The organism is Pseudomonas sp. NFACC46-3 (assembly GCF_900114515.1).
In the GTDB taxonomy this organism is placed as follows: Bacteria; Pseudomonadota; Gammaproteobacteria; order Pseudomonadales; family Pseudomonadaceae; genus Aquipseudomonas; species Aquipseudomonas fluorescens_Q.
On the sequence record NZ_FOTH01000013.1, the window covers coordinates 1 to 22,506 of the forward strand.

The 22,506-nt window shown below is 58.8% G+C and carries 22 protein-coding genes and 1 pseudogene; 8 read left to right on the forward strand and 15 right to left on the reverse strand.

The window, feature by feature from the left end:
• Window positions 1–27 precede the first annotated feature (27 nt).
• Both BM300_RS14650 and BM300_RS30305 read right to left on the reverse strand, forming a co-directional pair.
• On the reverse strand, window positions 28–1,197 hold the full coding sequence (locus BM300_RS14650; protein ID WP_092462707.1) for an IS4 family transposase: 1,170 nt from the start codon (window positions 1,195–1,197) through the stop codon (window positions 28–30).
• Between the two features lie 274 nt (window positions 1,198–1,471).
• Window positions 1,472–1,537 (reverse strand): annotated as a pseudogene (locus BM300_RS30305) (transporter); the annotation flags it as partial.
• A gap of 412 nt (window positions 1,538–1,949) precedes the next feature.
• Here BM300_RS30305 and BM300_RS14655 point away from each other — a divergent pair.
• The 3 genes from BM300_RS14655 (at window position 1,950) to BM300_RS14665 (ending at window position 3,968) form a co-directional block, all read left to right on the forward strand.
• Complete coding sequence (locus BM300_RS14655; protein ID WP_092149111.1) at window positions 1,950–2,663, forward strand: MgtC/SapB family protein; 714 nt, start codon at window positions 1,950–1,952, stop codon at window positions 2,661–2,663.
• 110 nt (window positions 2,664–2,773) lie between these two features.
• A complete protein-coding gene (locus BM300_RS14660) occupies window positions 2,774–2,956 on the forward strand; it encodes a hypothetical protein (RefSeq protein WP_092149114.1) in 183 nt (60 codons plus the stop codon).
• A gap of 40 nt (window positions 2,957–2,996) precedes the next feature.
• Window positions 2,997–3,968, forward strand: a complete 972-nt coding sequence (locus BM300_RS14665) for a CorA family divalent cation transporter (protein WP_092345183.1) — start codon at window positions 2,997–2,999, stop codon at window positions 3,966–3,968.
• Between the two features lie 210 nt (window positions 3,969–4,178).
• On the opposite strand, the gene BM300_RS14670 is transcribed toward BM300_RS14665, so the two are convergent.
• The 9 genes from BM300_RS14670 to BM300_RS14710 form a co-directional block, all read right to left on the reverse strand.
• A complete protein-coding gene (locus BM300_RS14670) occupies window positions 4,179–4,394 on the reverse strand; it encodes a TOBE domain-containing protein (protein ID WP_003177394.1) in 216 nt (71 codons plus the stop codon).
• 25 nt (window positions 4,395–4,419) lie between these two features.
• Window positions 4,420–5,226 carry an aliphatic sulfonates ABC transporter ATP-binding protein gene (gene ssuB, locus BM300_RS14675; protein WP_092345181.1) on the reverse strand — a complete coding sequence of 269 codons (807 nt, stop codon included), beginning with the start codon at window positions 5,224–5,226 and terminating at the stop codon, window positions 4,420–4,422.
• Window positions 5,223–6,005 carry an aliphatic sulfonate ABC transporter permease SsuC gene (gene ssuC / locus BM300_RS14680; protein WP_092149124.1) on the reverse strand — a complete coding sequence of 261 codons (783 nt, stop codon included), beginning with the start codon at window positions 6,003–6,005 and terminating at the stop codon, window positions 5,223–5,225. The genes ssuB and ssuC overlap by 4 nt, the downstream gene beginning before the upstream one ends.
• Before the next feature lie 7 nt (window positions 6,006–6,012).
• Entirely contained in the window at window positions 6,013–7,161 is a 1,149-nt protein-coding gene (ssuD, locus tag BM300_RS14685; RefSeq protein ID WP_092149127.1) for an FMNH2-dependent alkanesulfonate monooxygenase, read from the reverse strand.
• 24 nt (window positions 7,162–7,185) lie between these two features.
• Entirely contained in the window at window positions 7,186–8,151 is a 966-nt protein-coding gene (locus BM300_RS14690) for a sulfonate ABC transporter substrate-binding protein (protein ID WP_092149130.1), read from the reverse strand.
• 90 nt (window positions 8,152–8,241) lie between these two features.
• The gene (gene ssuE / locus BM300_RS14695; protein ID WP_063323891.1) at window positions 8,242–8,835 is read right to left on the reverse strand and encodes an NADPH-dependent FMN reductase; all 594 of its coding nucleotides are present in this window, start codon (window positions 8,833–8,835) and stop codon (window positions 8,242–8,244) included.
• A 329-nt stretch (window positions 8,836–9,164) separates the two neighbouring features.
• Entirely contained in the window at window positions 9,165–9,803 is a 639-nt protein-coding gene (locus BM300_RS14700) for a peroxiredoxin (protein ID WP_024617266.1), read from the reverse strand.
• 335 nt (window positions 9,804–10,138) lie between these two features.
• Window positions 10,139–11,674, reverse strand: a complete 1,536-nt coding sequence (locus BM300_RS14705) for an MFS transporter (RefSeq protein WP_092221336.1) — start codon at window positions 11,672–11,674, stop codon at window positions 10,139–10,141.
• Complete coding sequence (locus BM300_RS14710) at window positions 11,674–11,982, reverse strand: FAD-dependent oxidoreductase (RefSeq protein ID WP_256571625.1); 309 nt, start codon at window positions 11,980–11,982, stop codon at window positions 11,674–11,676. The genes BM300_RS14705 and BM300_RS14710 overlap by 1 nt, the downstream gene beginning before the upstream one ends.
• Window positions 11,983–12,679: 697 nt before the next feature.
• Here BM300_RS14710 and BM300_RS14715 point away from each other — a divergent pair.
• Together BM300_RS14715 and BM300_RS14720 are read left to right on the forward strand one after the other, a co-directional pair.
• Window positions 12,680–13,075 carry a type VII toxin-antitoxin system MntA family adenylyltransferase antitoxin gene (locus tag BM300_RS14715; RefSeq protein WP_092221333.1) on the forward strand — a complete coding sequence of 132 codons (396 nt, stop codon included), beginning with the start codon at window positions 12,680–12,682 and terminating at the stop codon, window positions 13,073–13,075.
• Window positions 13,065–13,493, forward strand: coding sequence for a type VII toxin-antitoxin system HepT family RNase toxin (locus BM300_RS14720; RefSeq protein WP_092221331.1), 429 nt, complete (start codon window positions 13,065–13,067; stop codon window positions 13,491–13,493). Before BM300_RS14715 ends, BM300_RS14720 begins: the two co-directional genes overlap by 11 nt.
• 97 nt (window positions 13,494–13,590) lie before the next feature.
• On the opposite strand, the gene BM300_RS14725 is transcribed toward BM300_RS14720, so the two are convergent.
• From BM300_RS14725 to argE, 3 genes are all read right to left on the reverse strand, one after another.
• Complete coding sequence (locus BM300_RS14725; RefSeq protein WP_092221326.1) at window positions 13,591–14,919, reverse strand: OprD family outer membrane porin; 1,329 nt, start codon at window positions 14,917–14,919, stop codon at window positions 13,591–13,593.
• A gap of 473 nt (window positions 14,920–15,392) precedes the next feature.
• Window positions 15,393–16,691: an amino-acid N-acetyltransferase gene (gene argA, locus BM300_RS14730; protein ID WP_063323887.1), complete on the reverse strand. Its 1,299-nt coding sequence runs from the start codon at window positions 16,689–16,691 to the stop codon at window positions 15,393–15,395.
• A 132-nt stretch (window positions 16,692–16,823) separates the two neighbouring features.
• Window positions 16,824–17,981, reverse strand: a complete 1,158-nt coding sequence (argE, locus tag BM300_RS14735) for an acetylornithine deacetylase (protein WP_063323886.1) — start codon at window positions 17,979–17,981, stop codon at window positions 16,824–16,826.
• A gap of 158 nt (window positions 17,982–18,139) precedes the next feature.
• On the opposite strand from argE, the gene BM300_RS14740 reads away from it, so the two are divergent.
• A complete protein-coding gene (locus tag BM300_RS14740; protein WP_063325205.1) occupies window positions 18,140–19,507 on the forward strand; it encodes a CYTH domain-containing protein in 1,368 nt (455 codons plus the stop codon).
• Between the two features lie 125 nt (window positions 19,508–19,632).
• Here BM300_RS14740 and BM300_RS14745 read toward each other — a convergent pair whose 3' ends face one another.
• The gene (locus BM300_RS14745; RefSeq protein WP_063323885.1) at window positions 19,633–20,103 is read right to left on the reverse strand and encodes an Lrp/AsnC family transcriptional regulator; all 471 of its coding nucleotides are present in this window, start codon (window positions 20,101–20,103) and stop codon (window positions 19,633–19,635) included.
• Between the two features lie 126 nt (window positions 20,104–20,229).
• Here BM300_RS14745 and BM300_RS14750 point away from each other — a divergent pair, with 126 nt between their 5' ends.
• A complete protein-coding gene (locus BM300_RS14750) occupies window positions 20,230–20,568 on the forward strand; it encodes a hypothetical protein (RefSeq protein ID WP_092149141.1) in 339 nt (112 codons plus the stop codon).
• 144 nt (window positions 20,569–20,712) lie between these two features.
• Entirely contained in the window at window positions 20,713–22,497 is a 1,785-nt protein-coding gene (locus BM300_RS14755; RefSeq protein WP_092149144.1) for a type IV pilus assembly ATPase TfpB, read from the forward strand.
• Window positions 22,498–22,506: the final 9 nt, after the last annotated feature.

A 22,506-nucleotide genomic window follows, 5' to 3' on the forward strand; every position in this document is an offset into this window, starting at 1 on the left:
GCGTCACTAGTGTCCGGTAAAATCTTTTCAGAGCTGAAGGTTACCTTGGGTAGCCTTCAGCTCTGTTTGCTTCTGCCTTCGGTCTTCAAGGCGTTCGATGCTCAATGGGCGTTCGAACAAGCTGTGGGTCAGCCTAATAGCAAAGTCTGAAATAGGCCCCGAACATCCTGAGCGGTGCTGATAAAGGTGCAGCAAAAGGTAGGTAATCAAGGCGCTGTAGATCTGCAGACGAACGGCATTTTCGGAGAAGCCGAAATATCGTTTTAACTTGAGGTTTTGCTTGATCCACTTGAAAAACAACTCGATCTGCCAACGTTGTTTGTACAGATCAGCGACCTCCTCAGCTGAGCGAGAGAAGTCATTGGTAACCAGCACCAGTGGCGTTTCATGGTCGTCTCGACGAACCTGAATCCGGCGCACAGCCTGATCCTGATAGTGATTCGGACGTCGAGTGTTCAGGTATTTCTTACCGAACAGCACCGATTCGTCTGCCTCAATGAATTCCGGTGCATCGTCTTTTCTCAAGCTTTCTACCTGCTTCAGGTTGGCGTTTTTTTTCAGCCGTGTGACGAAGAAAGAGCCCAACTGATCGATCTGGTACCACCAGTTGTAGTCGCAGTAACCCTTATCGAAAACGTATGTCATACCCGCTTCAAGAGGCATGGTCAGGGCATCGCTCAGATCGTTGACGTTGGCGGCGGTGATGTTCACGTAAGTCGGGGCTGTTTGCCGTGGATCGATTGCCACATGCACCTTCAGGCCTTGAGTTATGCGGGTTTTCGTCGCGGTGGTCCATTCGTCAAAACCGGGTCCACGCAGGCTGATTGAGGTCGAATCGATCAAGGTGATCATCGCTTCGAGCGACTTGCGCTGTTTGCGACCAACACCTTGAAGCAGGTGCTCGCAGGCCAGGCGAAACGGTTCAGAGCTGCGCTTACTCAAGGCATCGCAAAGGGTTGAACGCACCATGTTCTTGGCGTTTAGGTGATAACGATGGGGTTCCAGCGACTGTGAAGCTGTCGCCAACGTGCGCAAGCTTTTAGCTTGGACAAGCTGACCGTAAATCAGCGTGATAAGTAGATCCCAGGAAGTGAACTGCTTAGCGTAACGATCAGCACCACAGCGTTTGACGGCTGCCTTGAAGAGCTGATGAGGAAGGGCCTGGAGCATTTGTGCAAATCGCGTGCTGCTGAACATGGGCGAAAATCGAGTCTGAAAAACCTGATTATTGCTTAAGACGCAGGCACAGCAAGGGGGAGCAAGCTCCCCCTTCAGTTTTTACCGGACACTAGTGACGCTCCGCGTGGGAATGCAGCCAGGGACGCTCCGCGTCCCCAAAGAGCCGAACGCGGAGCGTCCGTAGAGCCATTACCACGCAGAGCGTGGGAACGATCAACAATGCAGCCAGGGCCCAAAAAACAAAAAAGCCCCGAAGAGCTCACACCGTCCGGGGCTGCGGGTGAACCATCGCTCACAACTTGGCGATCGACACCTCGGTGGATTTGACGAAGGCAATCACTTCGTTGCCGATGGCCAATTACAGCTACTTGACCGAGCGGGTGGTGATAGCGACCGGGGGACAATGTCTGACGCGAACTGAAACAAATCCCCCCCGGCTGTTTCTTGATTTCTGCATCTAAAGAATTTACTTTCGCCCCCGCTTTTTAGTCCACACAGGAGTCCAGTCTTGGACAGTTACCCCAGTCGATCACGACAGGCTAAAACGGCAAGCTAGTCCAGCAGAACCCCTCTCTGCCACTGTCTTGCCGTCTTACGGCGGATAGTGGTATTTCGGTCCCGGCTCGGGATTCAAAGCCTCCTTCCCCATGAACTCGCCCAGTGCCAGCACGCAAGTGCTTAGCGCATCTGTGGGCCTTCGCTCAGCCTTCGCGATCCATTCCCAAAACTCTGTTCGCTCTGCGAACAAATCGTCGGTATGGAAGTGAATAATGGATTGGACAATCTTTTTTCTGCGCGTGACCGTCGCGCTCACTCTAGGCGCCCTGGTAGGTGCCGAACGTCAACTACGCCAGCGTCTGGCTGGATTGCGTACCAATGCCCTGGTTTCGACCGGCGCGGCCTTGTTCGTCATGGTTTCACTACTTACCGCCACCGGTGACAGCTCGGGAGCCGCGCGGATAGCCGCTCAAGTCGTTTCAGGCATTGGCTTTCTGGGTGCCGGCGTGATTATGCGCGAAGGCCTGAATGTGCGGGGTCTCAATACTGCCGCGACGCTTTGGTGCTCCGCTGCAATAGGCATTTTGTCAGGCATGGGACATATGCTGGAGGCCGCCATCGGAACGCTGGTGGTGCTCTGCGCCAACATCCTCCTACGCGAGGCCGCCCAGCGCATCAATCGCCAGGGCGCAGCCGCCGCCGTTGAAGTTGATCAGCGCTTTACTTTCAACATTGTCTGCCGGGCGGAGGATGAAGTGCATGTGCGCACCCTCGTCCTGCATGGCTTGAGCGGAAGCGCGCTGCGCTTGCAATCACTGCACAGTGAAGACTTGGCCAACCCGGACAAACTCGAAGTACGCGCTGAACTTATCGGCACGCCCGCAAGCCCGGCACAACTGGAACAGTTGGCCAGCCGGGTGAGCCTGGAAAAAGGGGTGAGTTCTGTACGTTGGCAACTGCTCAACAGCAATCTGCAAGACGAGTAAACACCCTGCCGATATACGCCGCACCGTCGGCGTCAGCACACACCGGAGACACCAGCAACTCGTCCTCCGGTTTTATTCCCCCTCCGTAAAGACGAACCCAGGAGCTTGCCATGAAAAAGAAGCCGCCAAACCGCACCAGCCTTGAGAACGAAGTGATCGTTGCGGTGATCGTGTTGTATCTGGTGCTCGCAATAGTCATGACGGCGGTGCACTACATGCAGCCACCGGACCAGGAAACCACGACATCATCAACCTCGCCTTCCCACAGCGAGCTCAATCCAACGTCCAAGTAGGGCATTGCTCATACAATGCCCCATCTACGAGTAATCAGACATGATCCGCAGCATTATCAACAATCACGCAACACTTTCCATCGCTCAGGGGTTACCTCAGCCGGAGCATGATCATGAGGTCGTTTGGCTTGAGGTAAACGCACCAACGGTCGAAGAAAGCGCGAATCTACAACAGCGTTTTGGCATCGAAACCGCCCCGAAAAACAGTAGCGTCATAGAGGATGGTCATTTTCTGTACATGCGCTCGAAACTGCTTGCATTGGATGCAAGCGGGACCCCGCATTTTGGAGGCGTGACCTTTGTCTTGGGTGAGCAGGTGGTAGCGATTCTCTGCGATGACGCGCACTTCCGCCCTTTTGATGTCGCCCTTCAGCGCTTGCGCCGAAAGCCGGCCAATACCCAAAGTCCGAAGGCAATACTTCGAGTGTTACTACAGATGGCCAACGACGGCGCTGACGCTGTCATCGACCGTATTGCCGACGAGTTGGAGAGGAGTACCGAGGATATCTCCGAAATCTCCGATGGCTACAACGCGAATGGTAAGGAGTTGGGCGTACCGGACCTGATCGAAACGATGCGCGCACTCAACGACAAGGAAGAGCTGATCTCTCTCTGTATTGAGGCACAACTCTCGCTTGCACGCACAGTGCGATACCTGAGCAGCGAGGTGGACAACACCACCGAAGCTGATTTGCAGGGCCTTGTGAATGAACTCACAGCCGACGTTGCGGGCGTCAAGGAGCATGCCTACTTCGAACACGAAAAAGTACGGTACCTGCAAAATGCCGTGACGAACATTCTCAACATAAAACAGAACCAAATCGTCAAGGTGTTCACCATCATCACCGCCGTTTTCCTGCCGCCCACCCTGGTTGGCACGTTCTACGGCATGAACTTCGCGGTAATGCCGGAGCTTTCGTGGGAGCACGGTTTCATCTATTCAATGGGGCTGACACTTTCGGCTGCGGTTCTCCCGCTTGTTTATATCAAGCGCAAGGGTTGGCTGCGCTAGTTGAAAGTGCTTACTGGCTCGTCGACGAACTTGATCTTTCTCGACGCGCCAGTTGCCTTGCTACTTACGGTTGGCGAACGAATACGCCTTATCGCGAATGGCACAACATTCCGCGTCTTATCTCGACGAAAAGGCTGGCTGAGCAAGAGTTGACTGCAAGTAAAAGCCCCGAAGAGCTCACGCCGTCCGGGGCTGCGGATGAACCATCGCTCACAACTTGGCGATCGACACCTCGGTGGATTTGACGAAGGCAATCACTTCGCTGCCAATCGCCAGCTCCAGCTCCTTGACCGAGCGGGTGGTGATGACCGATGTGACGATGCCCGACGCGGTCTGCACGTCGATTTCCGACAGCACGTCGCCTTCGACGATTTCCTTGATGGTGCCTTTGAACTGGTTGCGTACGTTGATGGCTTTGATAGTCATGGTGTCGATTCCTGTATGGATGAAGTTATTGCGCCCAACGCAACTGCGTGGGCAAGGGTGAAACAGGTTCGGGTTCCGGCGGTTGGCCAGGCAAGGACAGCACGCGGTTGAGGACTTCGGTTTCCAGGCTCGCCAGGCGATGAGAGCCGCGAACCCGTGGGCGCGGCAGGTCGATAGGCAAGTCGAGGCCGATCTGGCCGGCCTCGATCAGGATCACCCGATCGGCAATCGCTACCGCCTCGCTAACATCGTGGGTCACCAGCAACACCGTGAAGCCGTGCTGCTGCCAGAGATTTTCGATCAGTTGCTGCATCTCGATGCGGGTCAGTGCGTCCAGCGCCCCCAAGGGTTCATCGAGCAGCAACAGGCGTGGCTGATGAATCAGCGCGCGGGCCAGGGCCACTCGTTGTTTCTGCCCGCCGGACAGCGCCGCCGGCCACTCATGGGCACGGTCGGCCAAACCGACGGCTTCCAGTGCTTGCAGCGCCTGCGGGCGCCAGTTGCCTTTTAGTCCAAGGCCGACGTTGTCGATGACTTTTTTCCAAGGCAGCAAACGCGCTTCCTGGAACATCAACCGCGTGTCCTGTTGCGCGGCACTCAACGCTGCCGAGCCCGCCGACAGTTGGCCGTCGGTGGGTTGATCGAGACCGGCCAGCAACCGCAGCAAGGTACTTTTGCCACAGCCACTGCGACCGACCACGGCCACGAACTGTCCGGCCGGGATATGCAGGTCGATGTCACGCAACACCTGGCGTGTACCGAAGGTTTTTTGCAGCTTGCGCACTGCCAGCGGGATGCCACGCCGCAGGCGCGGAGGTTGTTGGGCGGTCATGCGGCACCTCCCTTGTCCACCTGGTAGGCCGGGTGCCAACGCAGCCAGACCCGCTCAAGCCCACGGGCGGCAAGGTCGGCCAATTTGCCCAGCACGGCGTAGAGAAGAATCGCCAACACCACCACATCGGTCTGCAGGAACTCCCGGGCATTCATAGCCAGATAGCCGATGCCGGCGCTGGCCGAGATGGTTTCCGCCACGATCAGCGTCAGCCACATGAAACCCAGGGCAAAGCGCACGCCCACCAGGATCGAAGGCAGGGCGCCAGGCAGGATCACTTGGCGAAACAGGCGCAAGCCAGACAAACCGTAGCTGCGGGACATTTCCACCAGTGCCGGGTCGACGTTGCGAATGCCGTGGTAGGTGTTGAGGTAGATCGGGAACAACGTCCCCAGCGCCACCAGGAAAATCTTCGCCGACTCATCAATGCCAAACCACAGGATCACCAACGGAATCAGCGCCAGGTGCGGGATGTTCCGGAGCATTTGCACGGAACTGTCCAGCAGACGCTCGCCCCATTTCGACAAACCAGTGATGAAGCCCAGGGCCAGGCCGATGCCGCCGCCGATCAGGAATCCGACTGCTGCCCGCCAGCCGCTGATCGCCAGGTGCGTCCAGATCTCGCCGCTGCGCACCAGATTGACCCCGGCCTCGATCACGGCCACGGGTGCCGGCAGGATCCGCGTGGATAACCAACCGGTCGACACCGACAGTTGCCATACCGCCAGCAATAGCAGCGGCACCGCCCAGGGCGCGAGGTTGTGGATGATTTTCTTCATGGCCGCCTCAGCTCTGGGACGCGGCTTTGGGAAGAATATCGTTGGCGACCATTTCACCGAACGGGCTCACATAACCTTGGCTTTTCGGCAGTTCCGGGCGCTCCACGTCCAGGTGGGGGAATAGCAGTTCCGCCACGCGATAGGACTCTTCCAGGTGCGGATAACCGGAGAAGATGAAGGTGTCGATGCCAAGCCCGGCGTATTCCTTGACCCGCGCCGCCACGGTCGGGCCATCGCCCACCAGCGCCGTACCCGCGCCGCCACGCACCAGGCCGACGCCGGCCCAGAGGTTGGGGCTGACTTCCAGCTTGTCGCGACGGCCACCGTGCAGGGCGGCCATGCGTTGCTGGCCCACTGAGTCGAAGCGCGCCAGGGAAGCCTGGGCCCGAGCGATGGTCTCGTCGTCCAGGTGGGAGATCAGCCGGTCGGCCGCTTGCCAGGCCTCGGCATTGGTCTCGCGCACGATCACATGCAAGCGGATGCCGAAGCGTACGGTGCGACCGAGCTTCGCGGCCTTGGCCCGCACCTGTTGGATTTTTTCCGCGACGGCTGCTGGCGGCTCGCCCCAGGTCAGCACCATCTCCACCTGCTCGGCTGCCAAGTCCTGGGCGGCTTCCGACGAGCCGCCGAAATACAGCGGCGGACGCGGTTGCTGGATCGGTGGGTAGAGCAGCTTGGCGCCCTTCACACTGATGTGCTCACCGTCGTAATCCACGGTTTCGCCTTCCAGCACCCGACGCCAGATACGAGTGAATTCCACCGACGCCTGGTAGCGTTGTTCGTGGTCAAGGAACAGGCCGTCGCCGGCCAACTCATCCGGGTCGCCGCCGGTCACCAGGTTGAACAGCGCCCGCCCGCCGGACAACCGGTCGAGGGTCGCAGCCTGACGCGCGGCCACCGTCGGGGAAATGATCCCGGGGCGCAGGGCGACGAGGAATTTCAGGCGCTGGGTCACGGGAATCAACGAAGCGGCCACCAGCCAGGAGTCCTCGCAGGAACGCCCGGTGGGGATCAGCACGCCACCGAAACCCAGTCGATCCGCTGCCTGGGCGATCTGTTGCAAGTAGCCGTGATCGACGGCGCGGGCGCCTTCGGCGGTGCCAAGGTAGTGGCCGTCACCGTGGGTAGGCAGGAACCAGAAAATATTGAGGCTCATGGAGTGGTCTCCTAAGGGATCGAATTACTGCGCTTTCGCAACGGCCGCCGGCGGCGTCCAGATCACGTCCTTGATGCTCAAGGGCTTGGGAATCAATTTGAGCTGATAGAAGCTGTCGGCGATTTTCTGCTGCGCCGCCACCACCTCCGGCGTAAGGAACAACGCCCCGTAGCCTTGGCGTTTCACCGACGTCAGGGTGATGTCGGCAGGCAGGCCCAGCAGCGGCGAGACCTGCTTGGTCACGTCGTCAGGATTGGCCTTGGACCACTCCCCCACTGCGCGCACCTCTTCCACCAGCGTCGTGATGACCTGAGGATTCTTTTGCGCATAGGGTTTGGTGGCGAGGTAGAACTGGTGGTTATCGACGATGCCCTTGCCGTCACGCAGGGTGCGTGCCTGCAATTGCTGTTCGGCGGCAGCCTGGTACGGGTCCCAGATCACCCAGGCGTCGACGCTGCCACGCTCGAAAGCGGCGCGGGCGTCGGCCGGAGGCAGGAACACGGTCTGGATGTCGGAATATTCCAGGCCGGCATCTTCCAGCGCCCGCACCAGCAGGTAGTGGACGTTGGAGCCTTTGTTCAGCGCGACTTTCTTGCCCTTCAGGTCTTGCACCGACTGGATGGCCGACCCCTTGGGCACGAGGATGGCTTCGCTGGTGGGTGCCGGTGGCTCATAAGCGACATAGAGCAGATCGGCGCCCGCGGCCTGGGCAAACACCGGCGGGGTTTCGCCGGTCACGCCAAAGTCGATGGAGCCGACGTTCAAGCCTTCCAGCAACTGCGGACCGCCGGGGAACTCGGTCCATTGCACGTCCACGCCTTGGGCGGCGAGACGTTTCTCCAACGAGCCCTTGGCCTTGAGCAGCACCAGGGTGCCGTATTTCTGGTAACCGATCCGCAAGGTCTCGGCTTGAGCTTGAGTAATGACGCCGAGGGACACAGCCGCAGCAAACAGAGCGACCAGCCCGCGACGCAAAATGACAGTGCGCATGGCGCCTCTCCTTTTTGCTGTGGGGTTTTGGCTGCACCTGCTGGGCCGTTGGCGGCTGAGTAAGGTGAGTTGAATCAGAGTGTCAGGGGTTCAAATGCTCCAGCGAGCACTCAACAAACGTTCGTTCAATACACTGGGGTCCAGCGGCCTGGGCCGGCGGGCCATGGCGCTGAAAAACTGTTCCAGCGCCTCGTCCAGGCGCTGCTGCAGGGCCGGCGCCAATTGCGCCTGGGCGCTGCCTTCGCCGTAAGCGATCTGGCTGTCTTCGGCAAAGATCCCATGGAGCATTTCCTGGGCCTTGAGCGCCGACAACACCGGCTTGAGGGCGTAATCCACCGCCAGCATATGGGCGATGCTGCCGCCGGTTGCCATCGGCAACACCACCTTATGGGCCAGGGCCCGTTCAGGCAGCAAGTCCAGTACGGTCTTCAGCGCACCGGAAAAAGACGCCTTGTACACCGGCGTGGCAATCAACAGGCCGTCGGCATTTTCGATCTGCTGGAGCAGGTCGACGACCTTAGGGCTGTCGAAACGGGCATGGAGCAGATCTTCGGCCGGGAAGTCGCGCACCTGATAGCTCACCACTTCCACACCTTGCTGCTGCAACCAGCGTTGCGACCGCTCCAGCAGCACCCCGGAGCGGGAGCGTTGACTGGGACTGCCACCGAGTGAGACGACCAACATGCCTACCCTTCCTTAACTGTCACGTGCGATTCGCGGTGGGCGATCTCGCTGTATGGGGCAAACCATAACAGGGGATTTATATATCCATAAATCATATTTATTCATTTGGTTATGCAATTTTGAGATATGCAATGTCTTTTCCTTGGCGCAATAAAAAAGGCCGTCGAAACGGCCAAAACCCTTGGTGCACAGGTACTGATCGTTCCCCACGCTCTGCGTGGGAATGCAGCCAGGGACGCTCTGCGTCCCAAAAGCCGAACGCGGAGCGTCCGTTGAGGCGTTCCCACGCAAGCGTGGGAACGATCATCAGATCAGGTTCAGGTGTTGCCTCAGCGATTGGGCTGTGGGGTCAGGCGCAGGTAAGGTTTCACGGCGCGGTAACCCTTGGGGAAGCGCTGCTTGAGTTCCTCTTCATCCTTGAGCGACGGCACGATCACCACTTCATCACCGTCCTGCCAGTTGGCCGGGGTGGCGACTTTGTAGTTGTCGGTCAATTGGAGCGAGTCGATCACCCGCAGGATCTCATTGAAATTGCGCCCGGTGCTGGCCGGGTAGGTAATGGTCAGGCGGATCTTCTTGTTCGGGTCGATCACGAACAAGGAACGCACAGTCAACGTGTCGCTGGCGTTGGGATGGATCAGGTCGTACAGGTCCGACACCTTGCGATCGGCATCGGCCAGGATCGGAAAATTGACCACGGCGTTCTGGGTCTCGTTGATGTCCTCGATCCATTTGTGGTGCGAGTCCACCGGGTCAACCGAGAGGGCAATGGCCTTGACCCCGCGCTGGGCGAATTCATCCTTGAGCTTGGCGGTCAGGCCCAACTCGGTGGTGCACACCGGGGTGAAATCCGCCGGGTGGGAAAACAGCACGCCCCAGCTGTCACCGAGCCATTCGTGGAAACGGATCTTGCCGGCGCTGGAATCCTGTTCGAAGTCGGGGGCGATGTCGCCGAGTCTGAGGCTCATGGTGGGGCTCCTGGATGGTTGTTGTGGGACCAACTGTGCACCGGTTTTCATTGCTTTAAAAAGAATGAATACCCATTTATTTAGATCATTAATGAATATAAAAAACTGTTCACTGGCGCCCTGGCGCATAGCGGCCCAAGATCATTTCCGAGGTTCGAGAAGGCCTCGAGTTGCTGAAAAGAGGAGAAGGTTCGGGGAAGGCTACAGGGGTGGGCCAGACCCGAAACGCAAGAGCCCCGCCCGGCGTGCTGCCGGGCGGGGCTTTTTTTGCCGAGGTATTACCCTAGGAAAGCAAGTTTGCTCGCGATGAGTGGCTTAGGCTCCATCGTCTGATTCTATGGGTGTCGATTTTCAACTGGATCCGGGGAGCTTCGCACTTGCAGATAACGGTATGTAACCAACGCAAACAGCACAATCAGACCAGCCATAAGAGCGCTTGTCATCATGACCCCCTCCCTGAACGCGCCATCGGCCATTTCCAGAATCCGCGTTGCCACAAGGGAAGACTGAGTTTGACTGACGGCGTGCGCCCCTCCCAGGGTTGCTGCTGCAGCCACTACTTCTTCGGCCACTCCCTCGGGTATCGCCAACGACAACCGATACAAAGCCGCTACGCCCCCACCAATCAATGTGGTACCCAACACCACGCCAACCTCATAAGCCGTCTCACTGACGGACGAGGCACTACCGGCGCGGTCGGCCGGAACCGCGCCTAACACAAGGTCATTGGACACTGTAGTGATTGCAGCAATGCTGACATTGAGCAACACGAAAGCCAGCCCTACCGTCAGAGCAGTGGCGGCAAACAGCGCCATCACCGAAAAGGCTGCCGCGGCAATTAGTAAACACCCGGTAATGACCTTGTTCGGTGCGATTTTTTGCGCCACAGGCACGATAGCGAGGCCGGCGATGATCGCCAGTATTTGCCCCGGCACCAGTATCAAGCTAGCCAGCAACGGGGAAAGTCCAAATACCAGTTGCAACAATTGAGTGGCAAAGAAAATGAACCCGATCAACAAGCCCAGGCTTACAAGGTTCGTCACAATGGAGACACTGAAGGCAGAAGAAGCGAATAGCTTAAGATCCAGCAGTGGCTGTTCCAACCGTAACTGGCGACGGACAAAAACCACGCCCAGAAAGACTCCAGAGAGCGCCCAGAATAACACCCGGCCATCGAAGCCAACCGTAGCCAGATGCTTGAGGCCCAGCATCACGCCCGTCATGGCTCCCAAGCTCAATACGATACTTAGGTAATCAGTCGATCTGCCGGACTGCCGTGGCGATTCGGTGATCATCGGCACCAAGAGCAGCACCGGCAGCAGGAACGGTAGAGCAACCAGGAAAACCGATTGCCAATCGAAATACTGCAACAGCACGCCGCCCAGCAACGGCCCCAATGCCGACCCGATGGTCAGGCAGGTTGCCCAGATAGCCACCGCCAAGCGTCGTTCTTCACGATCCTCGAATGCGGTGCGAATCAGCGCAAGGGTCGCTGGCAGAATCATTGCGCCGAAACACCCCAACAGCGCCCGTCCCGCAATCAAGTGCCAAGCTTGCTGTGAAAAAACTATACAAACCGACACTAAAGCGAACCCGGCACAGCCTAGGCAAAGCATGCGCCGATGACCAAAACGATCTCCAGAACTGCCCATGGTGACCAGTAACCCCGCTAGCACCAAAGAGTAGGCATCAATCATCCACAGCTGCTCGGCAGCAGACGGATTCAGTGCAGCAGCGATTTGAGGCAAGGCGAAATTGAGGATCGTGTTATCGATAGTCACCAACAGAACCGGAAGCATGATCACCAGCAAAGCTGCGCCCTTCGAGCGGTCCTTGATAATGAAGGCAAGAGAGGTTGCCGCTCCGTGCATCAGTTGTTTCTCCTTGGAGAGCTCAGTATGTTGAAGAGCCCCGAGGCCTGTGCAAGCCTCTGCGCCCATTGTGGCCACATACCTTTGGCCTGGATATCCATAGCCAGTTTCAAACGTCCGTGTCCACTAGCAAGCAGCCCGCTGGTGACTTCGCCGAAACAACCGTTCATCGCACCCGCTGCTTTGGATGCGGCATTAGTCCTATCCGTCTCACCAACCCTACAAACTTTTAATCCTCGACTCGCTAACTCAAAAGCAATCGAACCGCCTATAGCACCGCTACCGACTACAACAACGTCATAGATCATTTTCAACTCCAAACTTCATACCTAAGAACAGGAACATTCAAATTTACGAAACCGACAGAAGAAAAACCTAGGCTCAAGCGCAATTTCATGGAATAGACACGATGCAATAGGTGCATTTCTTTGCGACACACGCACGCATAGATTTTATAACTCGGATAACCTCACCTTGGTTCCGTTCAGGTTTGCCGGTATATTCGGCATCAGAGGAAATATCTGCCTTATCGGCCCTAACCGTTCACTTCGTCTGTCACAGCACGGGAGCCTTTTCGGCACTTCCTTAGAAAGCCATCCTTCTCAAGTCATTAATTTACCCAGTAGAACCTCATCGTCTACCACCAAAACTCGACTCTTCCAACGATAAAAAAACATCCTACGCTTGCAACATAATAGCCCGCAGGAAATTTCCCACGACCAACCACAGACCCACTGAGTAATATGCCTTGCGCGGCCCCACAACAAAAAAACCAATTAAACTCACAATTAAGTAAAACAGAAGCATCACAATCAACAAGCCTATGGCGTGAAAACTTCTGATCGTAGCTAGAAACTCCTTAAAGAGTCGATCTTTACAAGCTCGACTTCCCATTGAGGCGGCCACCCATACAGATCAGTCTTTATAGGCCGTTCTTTGTCGGGTTACTTGCATCCTAAGCCGTAAATTATTGATCCGATCTCAAGATAAGCCAGGATAGGCAGCATGAACACTCAAGCCTTGTTGATCCATCTGCAAAATCACTTGCCCGATTTACTCGCGGTATACCTGTTCGGTAGCCATGCACAGGGAACCGCCGGAGCTGACAGTGATGTCGATATGGCTGTGCTCTTGTCCGGCGAGGTTGACCCTGTGTCGTTATGGCAGCTTTCAGGGGATTTGGCAGATATCGCTGGCAGTCCGGTGGATCTGATTGACCTACGTGCGACAACCACCGTCATGCAATATCAGATCGTGACCCGAGGCCAGAGACTCTGGGCCCGCGACGTACAGGCGGGGTTGTTCGAGTGTTTTGTTCTCAGCGAAAAGACCGCTCTCGACGAGGCTCGGGCAGGCTTGCTCAAGGATATTCAGGAAGAAGGCAGCGTGTATGGCCGATGACGTACTGATCAACAAGGCAGCGAGTATCGAGCGTTGTATCGCCCGGGTGCGGGAGGAATACGAGAAGGATCCCGCTACATTTGCCACCGATTTCACTCGCCAGGATTCGGCTGTTCTGAATATCCAGCGTGCATGTAAAGCGGCGCTGGATATAGGGCAGCATTTGATTCGACGTGAGCGGTTGGGTGTCCCGCAAAGCTCCCGGGATGTGTTCGAGTTGCTTTTCCAAAGTGGCTGGGTGGAAGAAGGTTTGGTGAAAAACCTGAAGAACATGGTGGGCTTCAGGAACATCGCCGTGCATGACTATCAAGCTCTGCAACTGCCGATCATGGTTGCGATCATTACCCAGCACTTGGGGGATTTCCTGGCGTTCAGCGCGTTCATCCTGCGTAAGGACGCGTCGGAATCCACGCGATAACGGTGGGAGCACGGGGCGAAACCTGCTACGTGCCCCAAAAACGCAAAAGCCCCGCCCGGCGTACTGCCGGGCGGGGCTTTTTTTACTTCGCTACGTCTTACATGAAGTTGTAAGTGTAGTTGAAGATCAGGCGGGTCTGATCCCGGTCAGCGCCGGAACCACTACCGGTGCCGCGGTAAGAACCGTGACGCAGGGTGGTGCCGAAACCTTTCAGAGCACCTTGCTGGACGACGTAATCCAAGCGCATGTCGCGTTCCCACTCGGACGAATCGCTTCCACCGGTCGTGGACTTGATGTTTTCACCATGCAAGTAGGCGACAGCGGCTTTCAGGCCAGGAACGCCCAGACCGGTGAAGTCATAGGAGTATTGACCGAAGGTGGTGTTTTCACCGGCGCGGACGAATCCGTTGATCATGCTATCGGTGAACAGGTAGAAGCTCGAACCACCGGCACCTTCATTGTTGCCGTTGCCGTCAAGCACGCTGCCCTGGTTCAGGTAAACAAAACCACCGTCATCACCGACTTGCTGGTGCCCCAACATGAAGGCACTGCCACCCAGGGAGTAGGTGAACATGGCGCTCCAGGTTTTGTTATCGACCACACCCTGTTCTTTGGCATAGCCACCGTTGTTATCGAAATCATAACCCGCATCGCCGTTGCGGCCATCCGAGCTGCTGTCGAAGTAACGCAGGTCTGTCTTGAACGACTGGCCTTCGCTGATCGGGAAAACATGTACAGCACCCAGGAAGTGCTGCTTGTAGTAATCCTGCAGGTTGGCGTAGTAGTACTGCAGGGTCAGGTCTTTGGTGACCTTCCAATCAGCACCGGCGTAGCGGAATTGATTGCTTTCCTCGGTACCACCAGAGACTGCCAAGCCGGTACGGTTGCTCGATGCACGACCAACAGCATGTTCCAGTTGGCCGGCGTTGAACGTTACGTTGTCCAGGTCCTTGGAGGTGATGGTGCCACCTTCGAAGGTTTGCGGCAGCAGACGACCGTCGCTGGCGACCAGGATTGGCAGGTTAGGCGCCAGGGCACCACCCAGGTGGGCTTCGGTCTTGGAGAACAGCGCCTTGACGTTGCCCGACAGACGGCTCCAGTTGTGCACGGCGGAGCCATCGGTGTCGCTTGGGACGAAGGTATTGCTGTTGGGGTGTTGGCCTTTACCACCATCGAGATGGATCCCCACCAATGCCTGGGCATCAATACCAAAACCCACGACGCCTTGAGTGAAGCCGGACTTGTAGTCGAACTTCAGGCCAGTAGCGGTTTCACGCTGGTCGGCACCGCCTTCGCGGTTATCGTTATCAAAGTACAACGTACGGGAACTGACAGACGCCTTGCTGTCCTCGATAAAACCAGCGGCGCCTGCCTGCTGCGCCAGAACCCCAACGGCCACTGCCAGGGCCAAGGTGGACTTGTTCATGCTTCGCTCCTCTCGTTTTCTAATTCTTGTGTGTCTTTGGCTCCGGATCGAACGCCCGGATTCCGCGGATGCGCGATTAGCGCCAGACCGTGACTGACAAGTCAATCGTAAGCATTTATGACTACGACTATGGTCTAACCCCTCTACACCGGCCCGCAGGATAATGGATTTTTTATAATCCCAAAAAGAATTGTTTCAACAGTTTTCAGCTCGTTTGGAAATATAGCCGCCATCAAAGCTTCGTCAACCGTGACCCGGCGTATCGGCCAGCCTGCTGATTACTGAATGGTTTTCTGTCGGGACCTCCCAGAAAGGAAATCCCCGGCGTAGAGGCCTGCCCTAGATACTCATTGGCTACGCGCCGGGAACTGCGAAGGTTGCGATCTTGATCGCTATGCGTCTGACGATTCATTGTTTGAAATCAAAAAGACGCAACCTGCGACAGTCCCCCGCAGGTAGGAATGACCAGGGGGTTACAAGGCCTTTTCAAAGATTTTCGAATTACGCTGATAGTTGTAGAGCGACGCCCGCGCCGCCGGCAGGCGCTCGACGCTGCTGGGCTCGAAACCACGTTCGCGGAACCAGTGGGCGGTCCGGGTCGTCAGCACGAACAGCGTCTTGAGCCCCTGGGCGCGGGCCCGGGTTTCGATTCGCTCCAGCAGTTCATCGCCCCGGCCACCGTGGCGGTATTCCGGGTTCACCGCCAGGCAGGCCAGTTCCCCGGCATCCGAATCGGCGATCTGGTACAACGCCGCGCAGGCGATGATCATGCCTTCGCGCTCGACCACGCTGAATTGTTCGATCTCGCGTTCCAGCACTTCGCGGGAACGACGCACCAGGATTCCCTGCTCTTCCAGCGGGCTGATCAGGTCCAGCAGGCCGCCGACATCTTCGATGGCCGCTTCGCGCACCACCTCGAATTGCTCCTGGGCCACCAGCGTCCCGCTGCCATCGCGGGTGAACAGCTCGGCCAGCAGCGCACCGTTTTCGACGTAACTGACGATATGGCTACGGGCCACGCCGCCACGGCAGGCCTGGGCCGCCGCATCCAGCAGTTCGGCCTGGTAGTCACTGCCCAGGCGCTGTATATGAGCCGGCACCTGCTGCGGACGCAGCTCGCGCACCAACCTGCCATCTTCGCCGATCAACCCCTGCTCGCTGCCGAACAACAGCAGCTTGTCGGCCGCCAGGTCGATGGCGGCCCGTGTGGCAACGTCTTCACAGGCCAGGTTGAAGATCTCTCCGGTGGGGGAATAACCCAACGGCGACAGCAACACGATGGAGCGCTCGTCCAGCAGCCGATTGATGCCCTTGCGATCGACCCGGCGCACTTCACCGGTGTGGTGATAGTCCACGCCTTCGAGCACACCGATGGGACGCGCAGTGACCAGGTTGCCGCTGGCGACCCGCAGCCGCGAGCCCTGCATGGGCGAGGACGCCATGTCCATGGACAGGCGGGCCTCGATGGCGATGCGCAGCTGGCCGACCGCGTCGATCACGCACTCCAGGGTCGCGGCATCGGTGATGCGCATGCCGTGGTGATAATGCGGCGTGAGGCCCCGCGCAGCGAGGCGGGTTTCGATCTGCGGGCGCGAACCATGGACCAGCACCAGGCGCACGCCGAGGCTGTGCAACAACACCAGGTCATGGACGATGTTGCCGAAATTAGGGTGTTCCACCCCATCGCCGGGCAGCATGACGATGAAGGTGCAATCGCGGTGGGCGTTGATGTAGGGCGAAGCGTGACGAAGCCAATTGACGTATTCGGGCATGAACCTGGGCCTGTAATAAATAACAGCCGAAAAAAGACGAAACGGAACGCACAGCGGGCTGGTGGTTATCGTCGGAACAGGCTTGGCGACACGCGCGTTCTCCTCATGAATACGGGCCCGGATACGGGCAATTTAGCCGGCGGTGACCGGCGTCAGGCAGTAATGTCCGATCAACTGACGCAACAGCTGTACGGTAGGTTGCAAACGTGACATTTCAAGGTACTCACCCGGCTGGTGGGCACAGGCGATATCGCCAGGACCAAGCACCAGGGTTTCGCAGCCAAGGCGCTGAAGATAAGGCGCTTCGGTGCCGAACGCCACTGCTTCGGCACGATGGCCGGTGAGTCGCTCGGCCACCCGTACCAGTTCGCAGTCTTCGGCCTGCTCGAATGGTGGCACTTCGGGGAACAGCGGTGCGTAGTCGATCTTGACTTTATGGCGTTCGGCGATGGGGTCGAGCTTCTGTTGGATCGCCGCCCGCAGCACTTGCGGGTCCATGCCCGGCAGGGGGCGCAGGTCGAATTCCATGGAACATTGGCCGCAGATGCGGTTGGGATTGTCGCCGCCATGGATGCAGCCGAAGTTCAGGGTCGGTTGTGGCACGGTGAACTGCGGGTTACGGAACTCACGTTGCCATCGCAGGCGCAGCCCGCGCAGTTCGCCCATGGCATCGTGCATGGCTTCCAGCGCGCTGTGGCCCAGGCTCGGATCGGAGGAATGGCCGCTGCGCCCGAGAATGTCGATGCGCTCCATCATCACGCCTTTGTGCAAGCGAATCGGCCGCAGGCCGGTCGGCTCACCGATCACCGCCGCACGCCCCAGTGGTCGCCCGGCATCGGCCAGGGCCCGGGCGCCGGCCATGGAGCTTTCTTCGTCGCAGGTCGCGAGGATCAGCAGCGGTTGCTTGAACGGTTGGTCCAGCAGCGGCTTGACCGCTTCGATGACCAAGGCGAAAAAACCCTTCATGTCACAACTGCCCAGGCCCACCCAGCGGCCATCGACCTCGGTGAGCTTCAGCGGATCGGTCTGCCACAACGCGCCGTCGAACGGCACCGTGTCGCTGTGGCCAGCCAGTACCAGGCCGCCGGGGCCGCTGCCGAAACTGGCCAGCAGGTTGAATTTGCCGGGGCTGACCTGCTGGATGTCGCAGGAGAATCCAAGGTCGCCGAGCCAACCCGCCAGCAGCTCGATCACGGCACTGTTGGACTGGTCCAGCCCCGGCTGAGTACAACTGACCGAAGGGGCGGCGATCAGGGCAGCGAATTGATCTTTCATGGACGGCAAAGGCATCGCTGACTCCGGGCTTACAGATTGATGTCCATCATAGAACCATCTGGCGCAAGGAATAAACCGCCGCGGCGCGTAGGATGAGCGAGTCCTGTACACTGCACGACCTTGGCAGCCACACCTTCCCCCGGCTGCACACCCGATCCCTGGATTTTCCGGCCATGCAGAAAGAAACCGAAATCAAACTCCGCGTCAGCCGCGAGACCCTGGCAGCCCTGCGCGAGCACCCGCTGCTGAAAAAACGCAACAAGAGTGGCTGGGAACGCCACGAACTGATGAACCAGTATTTCGACACGCCGGAGCGTGACCTGGCCCGGGCCAAGGTCGCCCTGCGCCTGCGTCGCGATGGCGAAGAAGTGATCCAGACCCTCAAGACCCGCGGCCAAAGCGTCGCCGGCCTGTCCGAGCGCAACGAGTACGATTGGCACCTGCCCAAGGCCAAGCTCGACCTGAAGAAGCTCGACGGCGAATGCTGGCCAGAGGCCTTGGCCGAACTGGACAAGAAAACCCTCAAGGCCATCTTCACCACCGATTTCGTTCGCGAACGCGCTGAAATTGCCTGGGGCCGTGGCAAAAGCAAGGTGGTCATCGAAGCCGCCCTGGACCTGGGCCATGTGGTGGTCGGCAAGCAGAAGGAAGAAATCTGCGAACTGGAGCTGGAACTGCGCGAAGGCGAACCCGCCGCCCTGCTGGAACTGGCCGCCGAGCTGGCCGCGACCCTGCCCCTGATGCCCTGCGACATCAGCAAGGCCGAGCGTGGCTATCGCCTGTACGACGCGGGCAGCTACGCCCTGAGCCTGCCAGCGCCACAACTGACCGCCGAAACGCCGCTGGATGACGCCTTCGCCGCGCTGAGCTGGCATCTGCTCGGCAGCAGCCAGCGCCTGGCCGAACAATACCGTTTCAACGGCCATTGGCGCCTGCTGCAGGACTGGGTGGAAAACCTCGCCGAACTGCGTGCCCTGCTCAGCAGCCTCGGCCAGGCCGCGCCGCGCCAATCGACCCACGATTTGCGCCTGGCCCTGGACGCGTTGCTGGAAGACTGGCGCCCACTGGTCCAGGCCGGCCTGGATGACGAAGACGTGCGCAAAGCGGCACCGGAGCAGTTCCTTGAAGAGCTGCAAGACCCGCGTTGGGGCCTGTTTTCCCTCAACACTTCACGCTGGCTGCTGGCTCGCAGCTGGGCCGCCGAGCGCAACACCCGTGGCAATCGCCAGGGCGCGGCGCAACTGGGCAGCTGGCTGCCGCGCCTGCTCGGCGAAGAGTCGTCGTCCCTGCAACTGCAACGCTACCAGCAGCAGCCGGAAGACCTGGCCGAGCAACTGCCGCGCATCGAACGCATCCAGGCCTGGCTGCACCACGCCCGCCATGTGCTGGAGATCCCGGAAATGGATCGCCTCTATGGTGAACTGAACAAACTGGCGCAATTGGCCAACCAACCGATCACCGACGAAACGCTGGATGCGCGCAAGCAACAGGCGATTGCGGTGTACCAGAATCGGGCTTGGAAGACTTTGCTGCGCCTGTGACGCCGCCATCGCGAGCAAGCTCGCTCCCACAGGGGGTCAGCGTTGTAACCACATCTAGTGGCCGCTGATGATCAACTGTGGTAGCGAGCTTGCTCGCGATGGGGCCAGCACATCCGCCACAGAACTCAGCGCACCACCGGCAAACTCGTCGTCGACTTGATCTCCGACAGCGCCACGATCGAGTTCACTTCCTGGATCCCCGGCACCATCGACAGCTTTTCGAAAAAGAATCGCTCATACGCCTCGATGTCCGCCGTGACGATGCGCAACAGAAAATCCACCGACCCCATCAGCACGTAACACTCCAGTACTTCGGGGAAGCCGCGGATCGCCTCGGTGAACTCGGTGAAGTTCGAACGGCCGTGGGCGTTGAGTTTGATTTCGGCGAAGATTTGCGTGTTAAGGCCGATTTTCTTGCGATCCAGCAGGGTCACCTGGCCACGAATGATGCCCTCGTCCTTCATCCGCTGGATCCGCCGCCAGCATGGCGATTGAGACAAGCCGACCTGTTCGGCGATCTGCGCACTGGACAGCGAGGCATCCTCCTGCAGCAACGCCAGTATCCTGCGGTCGTAGCCATCCAATTCGCTGTGCATAATCAAACCCAAAATGACTGATTTAGAGAATCAAGCGATTCAAAATATCGCCAAAATCACTCATCTTAGATAAGAAATACCCCGACTCGCATGTAAATATTTCTCCCGCCATCAAGGAGACCGAACATGCCCCCACTCGAAGCCGTTGCCATAGCCCCGACCCGCGCCGACGTCTGGCACGCCGCCAATACCCATTGTCGGGTGCAGTACCGGATATTGGCCGAAGCCGAGCCGGATTTACTGTGTCGGGCGTTGAACCTGTTTGCCTTGCAGGGCCTGACGCCGCAGCAGGTTCATGTCGAACGCCCAGGCGATGTGCTATCGCTGGACATCGTCATGGACGGGCTGAGCTGGCACCGTGCCCAGGTCATCGCTGAAAAATTACGTAACCTGATCAGCGTCTGTTCGGTGGACCTGCAAGACGCTGATATTGCGCACGTTGGGCCGGCCCAAGCCGTCTGCTGAACGCCCACGGGCAAGAATTGGTAACGCATTGGTCGGGTAGTGGCCCAACGGTCTACGGGGTCGGGACTATTCTTTTGCAGACCGAGCGAGGACGCCGAAGCGTCTGTATCGCGGCTTTGCTGCAATTGTCCAATAGGAACCCGCATGTCCACCAAACACGCCACTCAGGACCGCTGGCTGGACCTCAACGATCTGCTGCGCCAACTGGTCACCCAGGGCCTCATCAGCCAGGATTCAGCCGAAACCGCGCTGAACGCCCGCCGACGCCACAGCGCCAATAGCCAGTTGCATCCGCTGGAGTTCATCGCCAACCAGCACCTGGACGACCTCAGCCGGCCCGGCAAGCGCCTGGACCTGGAGAACCTGACCTTGTGGTTGTCCCAGCAGGCCGACCAGCCCTACATGCGCATCGACCCGTTGAAAATCAACGTCGCGGCCGTGACCCCCTTGATGTCCTATGCCTTTGCCCAGCGTCACAAGATCCTTGCGGTGGCGGTCGATCGTGACGCCGTCACCGTCGCCAGCGCACAGCCCTACGTCAACAGTTGGGAAGCCGACCTGACCCACGTGCTCAAGCTACCGATCAAGCGGGTGGTCGCCAATCCTGTGGACATCCAGCGCTTGAGCGTGGAGTTCTATCGCCTGGCCAAATCGGTCAGCGGCGCCACCACGGTCGATCAGCAACCGAGCAACCTGAGCAATTTCGAACAGTTGCTCAACCTGGGCGCCAGCGACCAGGAACCGGACGCCAACGACGCTCACATCGTCAATATCGTCGACTGGCTGTTCCAATACGCCTTCCAACAGCGGGCCAGCGATATCCACATCGAACCGCGCCGCGAGCAGGGCACGGTACGGTTTCGCATCGACGGGGTGCTGCACACCGTCTATCAGTTCCCGCCGCAGGTCACGATGGCAATCGTCAGCCGTCTCAAGAGCCTGGGGCGGATGAACGTCGCGGAAAAACGCAAACCCCAGGACGGCCGGGTCAAGACCAAGACCCCGGATGGCGGCGAAGTGGAATTGCGTTTGTCGACCTTGCCCACGGCGTTCGGCGAAAAAATGGTCATGCGGATTTTCGACCCGGAAGTGTTGCTCAAGGATTTCGACCAACTCGGCTTCTCCGCCGACGACCTGCGTCGCTGGCAGGACATGACCCGCCAGCCCAACGGCATCATCCTGGTGACCGGGCCTACCGGTTCCGGCAAGACCACCACCCTCTACACCACGCTCAAGAAACTGGCGACGCCGGAAGTGAACCTCTGCACCATCGAGGACCCGATTGAAATGGTAGAGGCCTCCTTCAACCAGATGCAGGTCCAGCACAACATCGACCTGTCCTTCGCCGCCGGGGTGCGGGCACTGATGCGACAAGACCCGGACATCATCATGATCGGTGAGATCCGCGACCTGGAGACCGCCGAGATGGCGATCCAGGCGGCGCTCACCGGGCACCTTGTGCTGTCGACGCTGCACACCAACGACGCGCCGAGCGCCATCAGTCGCCTGCTGGAGCTGGGTGTGCCCCATTACCTGATCAAGGCCACCGTGCTCGGGGTCATGGCCCAGCGGCTGGTACGCACCCTGTGCCCTCAATGCAAGGCCCCCCTGACCCTGGATGAAGACGACTGGCAAACCCTGACGAGGCCCTGGCAGGCGCCGCTGCCGAGCAATGCCCAACAGGCCGTCGGTTGCCTGGAATGCCGTGACACCGGTTACCGCGGCCGCGCCGGCGTCTACGAAATCATGCAACTGACCGACAGCGTCAAGGCCTTGATCCACCCCGACACCGACCTGCTGGCGGTACGCCGCCAGGCATTCAAGGAAGGCATGCGCAGCCTGCGCCTGTCGGGGGCGCAAAAGGTGGCGGCGGGCTTGACCACGGTCGAGGAAGTGCTGCGGGTGACGCCGCAAAGCGAGCAGAAGTAGGAACTGTCT

Bases quoted from the DNA above. Each gene is read 5' to 3' on its own strand.
- BM300_RS14720 (WP_092221331.1), top strand. From the start codon at position 13,065: ATGGCCGATGACGTACTGATCAACAAGGCAGCGAGTATCGAGCGTTGT.
- BM300_RS14665 (WP_092345183.1), top strand. From the start codon at position 2,997: ATGATCCGCAGCATTATCAACAATCACGCAACACTTTCCATCGCTCAG.
- BM300_RS14690 (WP_092149130.1), bottom strand. From the start codon at position 8,151: ATGCGCACTGTCATTTTGCGTCGCGGGCTGGTCGCTCTGTTTGCTGCG.
- BM300_RS14670 (WP_003177394.1), bottom strand. From the start codon at position 4,394: ATGACTATCAAAGCCATCAACGTACGCAACCAGTTCAAAGGCACCATC.
- BM300_RS14650 (WP_092462707.1), bottom strand. From the start codon at position 1,197: ATGTTCAGCAGCACGCGATTTGCACAAATGCTCCAGGCCCTTCCTCAT.
- BM300_RS14655 (WP_092149111.1), top strand. From the start codon at position 1,950: ATGGATTGGACAATCTTTTTTCTGCGCGTGACCGTCGCGCTCACTCTA.
- BM300_RS14740 (WP_063325205.1), top strand. From the start codon at position 18,140: ATGCAGAAAGAAACCGAAATCAAACTCCGCGTCAGCCGCGAGACCCTG.
- ssuD (WP_092149127.1), bottom strand. From the start codon at position 7,161: ATGAGCCTCAATATTTTCTGGTTCCTGCCTACCCACGGTGACGGCCAC.
- BM300_RS14710 (WP_256571625.1), bottom strand. From the start codon at position 11,982: ATGATCTATGACGTTGTTGTAGTCGGTAGCGGTGCTATAGGCGGTTCG.
- argA (WP_063323887.1), bottom strand. From the start codon at position 16,691: ATGCCCGAATACGTCAATTGGCTTCGTCACGCTTCGCCCTACATCAAC.
- ssuE (WP_063323891.1), bottom strand. From the start codon at position 8,835: ATGTTGGTCGTCTCACTCGGTGGCAGTCCCAGTCAACGCTCCCGCTCC.
- BM300_RS14755 (WP_092149144.1), top strand. From the start codon at position 20,713: ATGTCCACCAAACACGCCACTCAGGACCGCTGGCTGGACCTCAACGAT.
- argE (WP_063323886.1), bottom strand. From the start codon at position 17,981: ATGCCTTTGCCGTCCATGAAAGATCAATTCGCTGCCCTGATCGCCGCC.
- BM300_RS14705 (WP_092221336.1), bottom strand. From the start codon at position 11,674: ATGCACGGAGCGGCAACCTCTCTTGCCTTCATTATCAAGGACCGCTCG.
- BM300_RS14750 (WP_092149141.1), top strand. From the start codon at position 20,230: ATGCCCCCACTCGAAGCCGTTGCCATAGCCCCGACCCGCGCCGACGTC.
- ssuC (WP_092149124.1), bottom strand. From the start codon at position 6,005: ATGAAGAAAATCATCCACAACCTCGCGCCCTGGGCGGTGCCGCTGCTA.
- BM300_RS14700 (WP_024617266.1), bottom strand. From the start codon at position 9,803: ATGAGCCTCAGACTCGGCGACATCGCCCCCGACTTCGAACAGGATTCC.
- BM300_RS14660 (WP_092149114.1), top strand. From the start codon at position 2,774: ATGAAAAAGAAGCCGCCAAACCGCACCAGCCTTGAGAACGAAGTGATC.
- BM300_RS14715 (WP_092221333.1), top strand. From the start codon at position 12,680: ATGAACACTCAAGCCTTGTTGATCCATCTGCAAAATCACTTGCCCGAT.
- BM300_RS14745 (WP_063323885.1), bottom strand. From the start codon at position 20,103: ATGCACAGCGAATTGGATGGCTACGACCGCAGGATACTGGCGTTGCTG.
- ssuB (WP_092345181.1), bottom strand. From the start codon at position 5,226: ATGACCGCCCAACAACCTCCGCGCCTGCGGCGTGGCATCCCGCTGGCA.
- BM300_RS14725 (WP_092221326.1), bottom strand. From the start codon at position 14,919: ATGAACAAGTCCACCTTGGCCCTGGCAGTGGCCGTTGGGGTTCTGGCG.